Origin of the sequence: Marinobacter sp. KMM 10035, from assembly GCF_046537445.1 — a bacterium.
GTDB lineage: Bacteria > Pseudomonadota > Gammaproteobacteria > Pseudomonadales > Oleiphilaceae > Marinobacter > Marinobacter sediminicola.
The window spans coordinates 1,365,925-1,379,131 of record NZ_JBBVMG010000001.1 but is presented as its reverse complement, the minus strand read 5'-3'; the positions used below and the strand labels follow the sequence as shown (position 1 = coordinate 1,379,131).

12 protein-coding genes are annotated in these 13,207 nt (G+C 53.8%); 8 read left to right on the top strand and 4 right to left on the bottom strand.

What is annotated here, in order from left to right:
- The first annotated feature begins 219 nt into the window (after positions 1–219).
- The 8 genes from AADB16_RS06155 (at position 220) to AADB16_RS06120 (ending at position 8,494) form a co-directional block, all read left to right on the top strand.
- Positions 220–1,224, top strand: a complete 1,005-nt coding sequence (locus tag AADB16_RS06155; protein ID WP_410802035.1) for an ArsR/SmtB family transcription factor — start codon at positions 220–222, stop codon at positions 1,222–1,224.
- Positions 1,225–1,401: 177 nt separating this feature from the next.
- Entirely contained in the window at positions 1,402–2,592 is a 1,191-nt protein-coding gene (gene metK / locus AADB16_RS06150) for a methionine adenosyltransferase (RefSeq protein WP_309043630.1), read from the top strand.
- A gap of 60 nt (positions 2,593–2,652) precedes the next feature.
- Positions 2,653–4,026, top strand: coding sequence for an adenosylhomocysteinase (ahcY, locus tag AADB16_RS06145; protein ID WP_410802033.1), 1,374 nt, complete (start codon positions 2,653–2,655; stop codon positions 4,024–4,026).
- Between the two features lie 12 nt (positions 4,027–4,038).
- Positions 4,039–4,908 carry a methylenetetrahydrofolate reductase [NAD(P)H] gene (gene metF, locus AADB16_RS06140; RefSeq protein WP_298448915.1) on the top strand — a complete coding sequence of 290 codons (870 nt, stop codon included), beginning with the start codon at positions 4,039–4,041 and terminating at the stop codon, positions 4,906–4,908.
- 217 nt (positions 4,909–5,125) lie between these two features.
- Positions 5,126–5,884 carry a transporter substrate-binding domain-containing protein gene (locus tag AADB16_RS06135; protein WP_309043632.1) on the top strand — a complete coding sequence of 253 codons (759 nt, stop codon included), beginning with the start codon at positions 5,126–5,128 and terminating at the stop codon, positions 5,882–5,884.
- Positions 5,885–5,975: 91 nt separating this feature from the next.
- A complete protein-coding gene (locus AADB16_RS06130; RefSeq protein WP_309043633.1) occupies positions 5,976–6,647 on the top strand; it encodes an amino acid ABC transporter permease in 672 nt (223 codons plus the stop codon).
- Positions 6,648–6,660: 13 nt separating this feature from the next.
- Positions 6,661–7,407 (top strand): amino acid ABC transporter ATP-binding protein, encoded by a 747-nt coding sequence (locus AADB16_RS06125; RefSeq protein WP_410802031.1) that lies wholly within the window; start codon positions 6,661–6,663, stop codon positions 7,405–7,407.
- Positions 7,408–7,513: 106 nt separating this feature from the next.
- Positions 7,514–8,494 (top strand): GlxA family transcriptional regulator, encoded by a 981-nt coding sequence (locus AADB16_RS06120; protein WP_309043635.1) that lies wholly within the window; start codon positions 7,514–7,516, stop codon positions 8,492–8,494.
- 56 nt (positions 8,495–8,550) lie between these two features.
- On the opposite strand, the gene AADB16_RS06115 is transcribed toward AADB16_RS06120, so the two are convergent.
- The 4 genes from AADB16_RS06115 to AADB16_RS06100 form a co-directional block, all read right to left on the bottom strand.
- Positions 8,551–9,528 (bottom strand): NAD(P)H-dependent flavin oxidoreductase, encoded by a 978-nt coding sequence (locus AADB16_RS06115; RefSeq protein WP_410802030.1) that lies wholly within the window; start codon positions 9,526–9,528, stop codon positions 8,551–8,553.
- A gap of 1 nt (position 9,529) precedes the next feature.
- Complete coding sequence (locus AADB16_RS06110; RefSeq protein ID WP_309043637.1) at positions 9,530–11,152, bottom strand: BCCT family transporter; 1,623 nt, start codon at positions 11,150–11,152, stop codon at positions 9,530–9,532.
- 69 nt (positions 11,153–11,221) lie between these two features.
- On the bottom strand, positions 11,222–12,379 hold the full coding sequence (locus AADB16_RS06105) for an acyl-CoA dehydrogenase family protein (RefSeq protein ID WP_410802029.1): 1,158 nt from the start codon (positions 12,377–12,379) through the stop codon (positions 11,222–11,224).
- Positions 12,380–12,402: 23 nt separating this feature from the next.
- Positions 12,403–13,185 carry an enoyl-CoA hydratase-related protein gene (locus AADB16_RS06100; RefSeq protein WP_410802027.1) on the bottom strand — a complete coding sequence of 261 codons (783 nt, stop codon included), beginning with the start codon at positions 13,183–13,185 and terminating at the stop codon, positions 12,403–12,405.
- Positions 13,186–13,207: the final 22 nt, after the last annotated feature.

The window sequence follows — 13,207 nt, the reverse complement described above, 5'->3', positions numbered from 1 at the left end:
AAACCAGTGCTTTTCAAAGGGCAATAAAAAGCTGCTTAAAAATAAGGCGCGTATTTTCGCCGATTAGGGTGTGCCGGGGCAAATCGGTGTACCTCTTATCTCGGGTTATTCTGTTGGGAATTACCGAAAGAGACTGATTTCAAAGAATGATAAATCTATATCAAAAAACTTTGATATGCCTATTGATTGAGCGCCCCAACCCCCTTACACTCCGCAACCATGACAAGCTTAAGCACGCACTCTCACCAAATATCCTCCGTGGACGTCCTTGCCCCGATCTTCAAGGCAAGTGGCGACCCATTGCGCCTGGAAGTACTGCGGGTGCTGCGCCGGGATACATTTGGCGTGCTGGAACTGAGCCAGTTGTTCGATATGCGCCAATCCGGCATGAGCCATCACCTGAAAGTGATGCATAAGGCCGGGCTTGTAGAGCCTCAGCGTGAAGGCAACGCGATTTTTTACCGTCGCCCGCTGCACCTGGACAACGACAAGCCAACAGACCTGACCATTCGTCAGATTTTTGAAGCAGTGGACCGCGCGCCTTTACCCGCGCACCTGCAGGAGAAGATTGAATCCATTCGTGATCAGCGTGCGGACCAGTCCCAGGCGTTCTTTTCGCGGCATTCGGAGCAGTTCCGGGAGCAGCAGGAGCTGATTGCCGCATTCGACCTGTACGCCGGGCCTGTCGCGGATATGATCCGCAAACGAACGAAGAAAAAGCACTGGCAATCAGCCTTGGAAATCGGCCCCGGCGAAGGTGGTTTTTTGCCGGTGCTATCGGAGCTGTGCGACCACGTTGCGGCCCTGGATAACAGCCGGGACATGCTCGCGAAGGCAACACGCACCTGCATTGACGAGCATTTGAATAATGTTGATTTGATTGAGGGTGTTACCGACACATTGTTAGCCCGAGGGGATGCGTTTGATCTTGTAGTGGCCAATATGGTGCTGCACCACGTGCCTAGCCCGGCAGACATTTTTCTGGATGCGGCAGCCCTGATGAATAACGGCGGCTGCCTGATGATCAGCGATCTGTGCCGGCACGACCAGATTTGGGCGAAAGAAAACTGCGGTGATCTGTGGCTTGGATTCGAACCGGAAGAGCTTACCGCATGGGCAACTGCGGCGGGCTTGAAGGCCGGCGAGCAGCTGTTTATCGGCTTGCGAAACGGCTTCCAGATTCAGGTAAGGGAGTTCTGGAAAACCCAGTTACCGCTGCGATAACCGAATACGCATCAAACCCTGACATTCCGCCCTCTGGCGTGGAATATCAAAAAACTTTGATATTGGCGTACGTAGTAGTACTTACACGCCTCGAACCAAAACAAATAACTCAGCCGGCGCCTGCAGCAGCACCCAGCCTCCGGCAAGATTTCGAAACGCTCACAAAGGAGCAACGCTATGTCTGATTACAACATCTTCACCTCCGAATCGGTCTCCGAAGGCCACCCGGACAAACTGGCCGACCAAATCTCCGATGCGGTTCTGGATTCTATTCTCATAGAAGACCCTCACGCCCGCGTTGCTTGCGAGACGATGGTAAAAACCGGTGTTGCTATCGTAGGCGGTGAAATCACCACCAGCGCTTGGGTTGATCTGGAAGACCTGGTTCGCGGCGTAATCAAAGACATCGGCTACACCTCCTCAGATGTAGGCTTCGACGCCGACACCTGCGGCATTATCAATATCATCGGCAAGCAGTCTGTTGATATCGCACAGGGCGTTGACCGCCAGAAGCCTGAAGATCAGGGCGCGGGCGACCAGGGCCTGATGTTCGGCTACGCCAGCAATGAAACCGAAGTGCTGATGCCTGCACCGATCACCTTTGCCCACCGTTTGGTAGAACGCCAGGCCGAAGCTCGCAAAAACGGCGTGCTGCCCTGGCTGCGCCCGGATGCAAAGAGCCAGGTAACCTGCCGCTACGAAAACGGCAAGGTTGTGGGTATTGATGCGGTTGTTCTCTCAACCCAGCACGACCCGGACGTTAGCCAGGCGGATCTGAAAGAAGCCGTAATGGAGTTGATCGTCAAGAACGTGCTGCCTGCAGAATTGCTGCACAAAGGCACCCAGTTCCACATCAACCCGACTGGCAAGTTCGTTATCGGTGGCCCCGTTGGCGACTGCGGCCTGACCGGCCGTAAGATCATCGTAGACACCTACGGCGGCATGGCTCGCCACGGTGGCGGCGCTTTCTCCGGCAAAGACCCCTCGAAGGTTGACCGCTCTGCCGCTTACGCCGGCCGCTACGTTGCTAAAAACATCGTCGCCGCTGGCCTTGCCGACAAGTGTGAGATTCAGGTGTCCTACGCCATCGGCGTGGCACAGCCAACGTCTATCTCCGTAAACACCTTCGGCACCGGCACTATTGGCGACGACAAGATCATCGAACTGGTACGCCAGCACTTCGACCTGCGACCTTATGCCATCACCAACATGCTCGACCTGCTGCACCCCATGTACCGGGCCACTGCAGCCTACGGCCACTTCGGTCGCGAGCCAGAAGAAGTAACCGTTGCCGGCAAGACCTTCACCACCTTCCCGTGGGAAAAGACTGACCGTGCAGCCGCGCTTAAAGACGCTGCAGGTATCTAAACAATTTTCAGGCGTATGAATGGCTTCATACGCCTAAACGGAACTGACTGGAGAACACCAATGAGTAACTTCAACGACTATAAAGTCCGCGATATCAACCTGGCCGATTGGGGCCGCAAAGAAATCAAAATTGCCGAAGGCGAAATGCCCGCCCTGATGGCTCTGCGCGAGAAGTACAAAGCCGAGCAGCCGCTGAAAGGTGCCAACATCATGGGCTGCATCCACATGACCATCCAGACAGCCGTACTGATCGAAACCCTGATCGAATTGGGCGCTGGCGTGCGCTGGTCATCGTGCAACATCTTCTCCACACAGGATCAGGCTGCTGCGGCCATCGCTGCCCAGAACATCCCTGTTTTTGCTTGGAAAGGCGAAACCGACGAAGAATACGAATGGTGCCTCGAGCGCACGATTGGTGCAGACGTAGAAGGCTGGGAACCCAACATGATCCTGGACGATGGCGGCGACCTGACTGCCCTGCTCCATGACAAGTACCCGGAAATCCTGGCCAACTGCCACGGTGTGACCGAAGAGACCACCACGGGTGTACACCGTCTGCAGGAAATGCTGCGCGAAGGCACTCTGAAAGTTCCGGCTATTAACGTGAACGATGCTGTTACCAAGTCCAAGAACGACAACAAGTACGGTTGCCGTCACAGCCTTAACGACGCCATCAAGCGCGGCACTGACCACCTGATGGCCGGCAAAAAAGCCCTGGTAATCGGTTACGGCGACGTGGGCAAAGGCTCCGCCGCTTCACTGCGCCAGGAAGGCATGATCGTTAAGGTAACTGAAGCTGATCCTATCTGTGCCATGCAAGCCTGTATGGACGGCTACGAGGTTGTTTCCCCGTACATCAATGGCGTAAACACCGGCACCGAAGCAGGCATCGACAGAGCCCTGCTGCAAAACACCGACATTCTGGTCACCACCACCGGCAACATGAACGTGTGCGACGCGCACATGCTCAAGGCCCTTAAATCCGGTGCGGTTGTGTGCAACATCGGTCACTTCGATAACGAAATCGATACTGCATTCATGCGTAAGAACTGGGAATGGGACGAAGTTAAGCCTCAGGTTCACGTGATCTACCGTGACAAAGCTGTTAACGACCACCTGATCCTGCTTTCCGAAGGCCGCCTGGTAAACCTGGGCAACGCGACGGGCCACCCTTCACGCATCATGGATGGCTCTTTTGCCAACCAGGTTCTGGCGCAGATGTACCTGTTCGAGCGTAAGTTCGCAGATCTGCCGGAAGAAGCCCGCGAGAAAGGCATCTATGTTCAGGTTCTGCCGAAGAAGCTCGACGAAGAAGTGGCCCTCGCCATGGTTGAAGGTTTTGGTGGCGTAATCACCAAGATGACCCCGGAACAGGCGCAATACATTGGTGTACCGGTCGAAGGCCCGTACAAGCCAGAAAGCTACAAGTACTAATCGGGTAACAAGATGCAATCCCAGAAGCAATTTAAACGCCGCTTCAGCTTTGAGTTCTTCCCACCCAAGACCGACTTGGGCAAGGAAAAGCTTCAGGTTGTTCGCGATCAGTTGGCCGAGGTGAATCCGGATTTTTTCTCGGTTACCTTCGGTGCGGGCGGTTCCACTCGGGACCGCACTATTGAAACCGTGGTTGACCTGCACAAGCAGGGCATTTCCACAGCGCCACATCTCTCTTGCGTAGGTGGTACGCGGGCAGAAATCGCGGAACTGCTGGATGTGTATAAAGAGAACGGTATCAACCGGATTGTTGCCCTTCGCGGTGACATGCCTTCCGGTATGGGCGCATCTGGCGAGATGCGCTATGCCAACGAACTGGTTGAGTTTATCCGCGAGCACAGCGGCGATCACTTCAACCTGGAAGTAGCGGCCTACCCGGAGTTTCATCCGCAGGCACGGAACGCTGAAGAAGATCTGAAAAACTTCGCCCGCAAGGTGGAGGCTGGTGCCAACAGCGCCATTACTCAGTACTTCTTCAATCCGGAGAGCTACTTCTATTTCATTGATCGGCTGGAAAAGCTCGGGGTTACCATTCCAGTGGTACCCGGCATTATGCCTATCGTGAACTTCTCAAGCCTGGTGCGCTTCTCTGACATGTGCGGAGCAGAGATACCACGCTGGATTCGCAAGCAGCTTGAAGCCTACGGCGACGACACTGCCAGCATCCGCAAGTTCGGTGAGGAAGTGATCACAGATATGTGCGAAAAGCTGCTGAAAGCCGGCGCTCCAGGGTTGCACTTCTACACCCTGAACCAGGCTGAGCCGAGCATCAGCATCTGGAAAAACCTGGGTATCAGTGAGCGGGAAAGAATCTCTTTCTGAGGCTTTCTCCTCTGCTCCTCCCCCCATCCCTCTCCCGCAAGCGGAGAGGGATTTCCCCCTCCAAGCATTTGATTTCCGGCGTTCACCTGAGTCATAGTCTAAAGTGTACGTGATGCAGTTCCACTAATGCTCCCCTAGGGTCACGGTCATCAACAGTGAACCACCCGGCCTGCCTTATCGGGCAAACGGAGCCTCAATAAGAACGAAAGGAGAAAGCATGAGCACGAAATGGCTGAAAACTCTGGGTACAGGTCTGGCCCTTACCATCGCAGCTAGCACCGTAAGCGCTGAAACCCTGCGAGTGGCTACCGACCCCAGTTTTGTTCCGTTTGAGATGCTGGATCAAGAAACCGGTGAAATGATCGGCTTCGACATGGAAATCATCGCCGAGGTATCCAAGCGTGCCGGCTTTGACTACAAGCTCAACACCATGGACTTCAACGGCATTATTCCGGCCCTGCAAACAGGCAACGTGGATATCGCCATTGCCGGCATTACCATCACCGACGAGCGTGAAAAAATCGTTGATTTCTCCGACCCGTACTACGACTCCGGCCTGAGAATTCTGGTTCGTCAGAACAACGATAAAGTCACAGAGATCTCCGATCTTGAAGGCCTGAAAATCGGCTCCAAAATTGGCAGCACCAGTTACGATTTCCTGAAAAAGAACCTGGATAAAAATAGCGGTGTTACGCCCTATCCAGGTAGCTCAGACATGTACATGGCATTGATGTCTGGTGCGGTAGACGCTGTATTCTACGACGCCCCGAACGTTGGCTACTTCGCCAGCACCAAGGGCAAAGGCAAGGTGAAAACCGTCGGCGAGCTTTACGAAGGCCAGCAGTATGGCATCGCGCTGAAAGACGGCAGTGAGTGGGTTGACGAGGTCAACGAGGCCCTCGCTTCAATGAAAGAAGATGGAACCTACAAAACCATTTACGAAAAGTGGTTTGGCCCCATGCCGGAAGGCAAGTAAAGGCTAAAGGGCCGCCAGGCCCTTTGATTTGTAGCGCCGGGGCTAATTGCTCCGGCGACTTCTGCCCCCAACCCCTGCGGAGACGCACACTGTGGATTCCCAGTTCCAATTCGACTGGCAAGCAGCCATCAACTCGATTCCCTTCCTTATCAAGGGGATTCCCTACACCCTGATGATTTCCTTTGGCGGCCTGATGATCGGCTTTGCCCTGGGTATTCTTTTTGGCTTGCTGAGCATCAATAAAAAATGGTTTCTGAAATGGCCTGCAACGGCCTATATCGAAATCTTCCGAGGCACCCCGATTCTTGTTCAGGTTCTGTTTATTTTTTACGGCCTGCCAGATCTGATCGGAGGCCCTATCGACCCTCTTACCGCGGGTATCGCCGCGATTGCGCTGAACTCGGGCGCTTACATTTCTGAAGTGGTACGCGGTGGCGTTCAGTCCATCGATAAAGGCCAGGCAGAAGCCGGGCTCTCTCTGGGCTTGTCCCGCACTCAGACATTCTGGTCGATCATCTGGCCACAAGCCTTCCGGCGCATGATTCCGCCGCTTGGTAATCAGGCCATTGTAAGCATCAAGGACACCTCTTTGTTCTCGGTTATTGGCGTGGGCGAACTCGTTCGTCAGGGCCAGGTTTACATTGCCAGTACCTTCACCGCCTTTGAGGTGTATTTCGTGGTCGCGATTATGTATCTGGCCATCACCCTCTCGCTGTCCCTGATTCTCCGCCTGGTTGAACGGCGCGGACTGGCCTCTGTCTGAAGGAACTTGACCCATGAATCACATTGTACAAATGAAGGGCATGAACAAGTACTTCGGCAAACTGCATGTCCTTAAAGAAATCGATTTAACCGTAGAACAGGGCGAAGTGGTGGTAATCATAGGCGCCAGTGGCTCTGGTAAATCCACATTGATCCGCTGTGTTAATGGTCTGGAAGAGTTTGAATCCGGCCATCTGGAAGTAGATGGCCAGGCCCTGGCCCCGAAAGGCGGCAATCAGACGGTCCTTGCGGAAATTCGCAAAGAAGTGGGCATGGTATTCCAGCAGTTCAACCTGTTTCCTCACCTAACGGTGAAGAAGAACATCATGCTGGCACCCCAGAAAGTGAAAGACACACCGCAGGTGGTTGCCAACGCAACAGCCGAGCGTTTACTGGAACGGGTGGGCATTGGCAGCCAGGCAGATAAATTCCCCAGCCACCTCTCTGGTGGCCAGCAGCAGCGAGTTGCTATCGCTCGCGCCCTGGCCATGGAACCGCGGTTGATGCTGTTCGACGAGCCTACTTCCGCGCTGGACCCGGAAATGATCGGTGAAGTGCTCGACGTAATGCGGGAACTGGCAAAAGAAGGCATGACCATGATGGTGGTCACCCACGAAATGGGCTTCGCCCGGGAAGTGGCCGACCGCGTGATCTACATTCACGAAGGCCAGATTGTAGAGGAAGGTAAGCCAGACGACGTGTTTGATAACCCTCAGAACGAGCGGACTCAGGCGTTTTTATCGCGGGTTCTGGTGCGCTGATAGACTGCTGGGTTACCACTGTCAGGTTTTGATATCGCCCCTTCACAGGGGCTTTATTTCTTAATTTAATATTAAAACCAAGAGCATAACTCAGGATAACAGCGTCGTGATCAAAAACTACGGCATCCTTTTATTACCAGAATTCAGCAATCTATGCTTTTCTAACCTCATAGAGCCGCTCCGGGCCGCCAATGACTTATCTGACCAACCGGTCGCCAAGTGGCACTTGTTTTCTCTTAATGGTCACAGTGTTTCAAGCACCAGCGGCCTGACATTTCCAGTTAACAAAAGCATCTCCGACATTCCGGACACGGCTCCGCTGGACATTCTGTTTGTTCTCGCCAGCTACAACTACAAATCTTACATCACGCCTGAGCTGGTTCACCAACTCAAGAAACTGAAGCCCTATGCCAAACAAATCGCCGGTTTGGATGCGGGGGCGTTTGCGCTCGCCAGAGCAGGCCTGTTAAGCGGCTACCGGGCGACCATTCACTGGGCAGAGCTTGAAGTGTTCCAGGAAGCATTCCCTGAGATCAAAGTGTGTGCCGACCGTTACGTTATTGACCGAGACAGAATCACTACCGGGGGCGCCAGCACGTCGATGGATCTGATACTGGAAGTGATTCGCCGGCACCACGGCGAGCAACTGGCGATCGAGGTTGCTGAGTTCCTGATTTTTGATATCGAGCGCCCTGGAAGCAGCCAGCAACGGGAATTTACTTCCGCACGGCTCAGTATGCGAGCACCACGCCTGGCCAAAGCGGTTAAAGTTATGGAGGCCAATATTGAAACGCCGCTGGCCATCTCGGACCTAGCACTGCATGTGGGTACGTCACAGCGACAACTGGAACGGGAATTCCGCAACATTTTAGAAACGACACCAGCCCGCTACTATATTTTTCTGCGCGCGGCTGCAGCCCGGCGATTATTGCGGGAAACGAATTTCAGCATTACTCAAATTGCTGTGCGCACTGGCTTTAACTCGTCTGCTGCACTCATACGAAATTACCGCTCCACCTATAACTGCACACCGTCAGCCGATCGTAAGCTGCATAAACTACGTACAACGTCCCCAGACGAATCATAAAAAAAGCCCCCGAGGGGGCCAAAGTCATAAAACATCTCAACTCAACTCATTTCGTATCAGGCAATTGTTAGCCCGGCTAGGCGTCCGCGAACAATCTCGGTCGCTTCCGACACAATACGCTTGACCAATTCGTCGACTGTTGGAATATCATGGACCAAGCCCTGAGACATTCCTGCCCACCAAATCCCCTGCTCCATATCGCCTGTTTCCAGCACTATCGCACCGCGCTTGCCTGCCACCAGTTCAGCCACATCCGAAAACTCGCTGCCTTCCCGCTGTTCAATGCGTGCCACTTCTTCTGCAACAGCATTACGATGCACCCGCGCGGTGTTGCGGAATTTACGGAAAATAAGCTGCGTATCCCGCTCGCTACTCGCCACTAGTTTGTCTTTCAAGTTCTGATGCACCGGAGCCTCCACCGTGCATAAGAAGCGGGTGCCCATGCTCATGCCCTCGGCACCCATGGCCAGGGCTGCGACCAAGCCACGGGCATCACTAAAGCCCCCGCAGGCAACGACAGGAATGCTCAGCGCATCCACCGTGCTCGGCACTAACACCAGTGATGGAATATCATCTTCGCCCGGATGCCCAGCGGCCTCAAAACCGTCAATGATCACCGCATCGCAACCAACCTCTTGCGCCTTCAGTGCATGGCGTACCGAGGTGCATTTGTGGACCACTTTGATGCCGGCAGCCTTGAACGCCGCCATGAATGGCTCAGGGCTGCGCCCCGCGGTTTCGACAAATTTGACGCCAGAATCAATGATGACCTGTGCGTACTCCGCATAGGGGGGTGGTGTAAGCGTGGGCAAAATTGTGAGATTTACGCCAAACGGCTTGTTGGTCATTGCCTGAGTACGAACAATCTCTTGCGCCAAGGCCTCGGGCGTTGGTTGTGTCAGTGCGGTAAGAAACCCCATTGCGCCCGCATTGGCAACTGCTGAAACCAGCTCTGCCGTTGACACTCGCTGCATCCCGCCCTGAAGGACGGGATGCTCAACTCCAAACAGTTCCGTAATCCGCGTTTTAAACATGCTATTTCGCTCCTGCTAAAGGTTCTCTGACCCTGATTGGTGATGCTTTAACCACTACGCCCCTGCTCACCTGAGTCAGTGATGACTGCAACTCCGGGTAATCCACGCGCAACCAGCGCAACAGCGAGACGAAGGACATAAACATCACCACCATTAAGGGCACGCCAACAACGAGGCTTGCGGTTTTTAGCGGCTCCAGTCCACCAGCATTCATCAACACCAGTCCTGCGGCCCCCAGCGCTACTGCCCAGAAAAACCGGTTAGCAACATTTGGCTCAATACCCTCACCAAGGTTGCGCGAGGTTACCGAAGCCAATACATACGCGGACGAATCAACCGTTGTACCGGAGTACACAAAGCCCACCATGATAAATAGCACCAAAATAATGTCGTAGAATGGCAACTGCTCCAACGTGCCTAAAATGGCAGCCGAAGGACCGTCGCTGGCGATGGTCTCGATCACCGGAAAGGTACCGCTCAGTTCGGCATGCATGGAAACGCTGCCAAACAGGACAAAGAATAAAATGCACCCAGCACTGCCGGCTCCCAGCACCGTCAGCCCGATATCACGGAAGGTACGGCCACGGGATATCCGAGCGATAAAAATGCCCATATAAGGCCCCATTGCGACCCACCAGGCCCAGTAAAAAATGGTCCACCATTGCGGGAACATGCTTTCGGCCACGGGATCGGTGTAGAACGCCATATGAGCGAACTCAGTGACCAGCAAACCCACGCTGTTGGTAAAGCTGTTCAGCATGAAGAAAGTCGGACCACCAATGAAAATCATGACGCAGAGGATACTCAGAGCATACAGATTGATCTGGCTTAGGCGCTGAATACCGCGCTTTAATCCCAGCACAACTGAGGTGACAAAAATGACAACCCAAATCAGCACAACTCCAATGTCAACATTGAAGGTGTGTTCGATACCAAACAAACGACTAACGGCTTCAGCCAACATTGGCGTGCCTGAAGCCAACACGGTACCAATGCCTCCGACCAAGCCAAACACCATCACAATATCAATTACCTTGCCCGCAAGACCGTTGGCATTTTTATCACCAATGAGGCCCGCGCAACCCGCACTCAAGCGCAACTGCGATTGTTTACGGTTATAGAACGCATAGCCTATAGGGAAAGCCGTCAGACAATAAAACGCCCAAGCTAACGGCCCCCAGTGAAACATGCCGTACATCGCAGCGTAGTCAGCCGCCGTATCACTTTTTGGCTCCAGACCAAACGGTGGCGCAGTAAAGTAGTAGGTCCACTCAATGGACGACCAGAATATCAGCGACGTGCCTATACCGGAGCAAAAGAACATCACAATCCAGCTAAGCCTCGAGAATTCCGGCTTGGCATCCGGTCCACCGAGCCGAACCTGGTTGTAGCGCCCCAGTGAGAGCCATAACACCGCACCAAAGAAAAACGCTCCGGCCCAGATATAGGCGAACCCCAGTTGATTGGTGACAAACTCAAACGCAACCTTGATCGCTGCTTGCGTCTGACTTTCGAACACGATCATCACGATGATAACGGCGGTAACAATGATGCACGCAGGCCAGAAGATATGTCGATCTATCTGGGCCTCCTGTTTTTTAACCACGTTTGTTGTTGATTTCATTACTAAATGCCTCTATGCGACCTATTTATTATTAGAAGATCTAAAGCTTTCTTTGGGCAATAATCGTTTTTACGCTTGAGCTCTCAACAGTTCCTTGGAAATGATGTGACGCTGAATTTCCGACGTACCTTCCCAGATTCGCTCGATTCGGGCATTTCGCCACAACCGCTCTACGGTCGTTTCATTCATTAGCCCCATACCACCGTAGATTTGTACCGCCTCATCGGTCACACGCCCCAGCATTTCACTGGCATAGAGCTTTGCCATGCCGGCGTCGCCATCGGTCATCGTGCCCTGATCCATCTTCCAGGCAGCATGCAACGTCATCAACTCGGCCGCCCGAATCTCAGTGACCATGTCTGCCAGCTTGAACGAAATACCCTGATTGGCACCGATCGCTTTGCCAAATTGTTTTCTGTCGGCAGCCCATTGCGTTGCAAGCGCCTGCGCACGCTGAGCTTGGCCAACGCAGTGAGCAGCCACCATGACCCGTCCCGCGGTCAGCCAGGCATTCGCCACATCCCAGCCTTTACCCACGTCACCCAGAACTTTGGACTCATGTACCCGGCAATCATCAAAAAACATTTCATACTGGTGGTAACCACGGTTACTGACGCAGATGGGGCCACGGCGGACGGTGAAACCCGGGGTGCCCTTATCCACCAGAAACGAGGTAACCTGACTACGGGGACGTCCCGACGAGTTATCAGTACCGGTAACCGCAAACACAATAGCAAAGTCGGCTTCGCCCGCATGGCTTATAAAATGTTTGCCGCCATTAATCACGAAGCTGTCGCCGTCTTTGCGCGCACGGGTGGTGATACCCGATGCATCAGAACCCGCACCTGGCTCAGTCAGAGCAAAACAGTCCGCTTTCTCGCCGCGAACGCACGGCATCAGATAATCGTTTATCTGCTCCCCTCTGCATGCCATCAGGATATTGCTTGGGCGCGCGACAAACACCTGCAGCGCCCACGAGACTTTTGCCAACTCCCGCTCAATCAGAGCCTGGGAAACGTGATCAATACCCAGTCCTCCCACTGATTCGGGCATATTAAACGCATACAGGCCGGCCTCCAGTGCCTTCTGCGTGATGGTCGCAGCGAGCTCCGGGCTTACCTCGCCGCTGGCTTCAACGGCATCTTCATGTGGCAACAGTTCTTTTTCGACAAAAGCTGCTGTTGTGCTTACCAGCATGTTTTGCTCTTCGGTCAACTGGAAATCCATAGTTTTCTCCCAATCAGATATTGTTATTGTCCAGTCCACTCAGGGGCTCGCCCTTCAAGAAACGCTTTGGCGCCCTCTTGAGCATCTTTGCTGTCGAGCATAGCCATAAATGCCGGCCACTCTTTTGCCCGCAGGGCCGCATAACTCTCAGCGAAGGTCAGACCTTCTGTCAGTTCGATCGCTTCCTTGATGGCCGCCAAAGAAAGTGGTGCAGCCTTGATCAGCTCATGTGCCAACTCACGGGCGGCGGACATGGCCTCGCCCTTGGGCACAACGGTGTTAACCAAGCCAAGGTCCATAAGCTCTTGCGCGGATAGACGCTGTGCAGTCATCAGAATGGAAAAGGCCTTTTGTCGCGGCAGCAATTTTGGCAGCAAGAAGGTAGCCACATCTGGAGCAACCCCCAGTTGCGCCTCCGGCAACCAGAACTGCGCGGATTCGTCGGCCACAACAAAGTCTGAACGCAGCAGCATTTCGAATCCGGCACCGATGGCGTAACCATTAACCGCACAAATAACCGGCTTGTTCAGGTTCGGCAGTTCAATAAAGCCGCCGAAACCACCTTCACCAAAATCGCCGATGAACTCTTCCCCTTCGGCGACCGAACTCAAGTCCCAACCACCACAGAAAAACTTCTCCCCGGCACCAGTAAGAATGGCCACCCGCAGCGAAGGGTCATCACGGAACTCCGCGAATAACTTGCCCATATCACTACTCAGCTCCGCGCTGACAGCATTGCCTTTGGGTTTATCCAGAGTGATTTCGAAAATTTCGCCATTACGCACAGCGTGCAGATATTCGGACATCGGTATATTCCTTTCTTGTTCT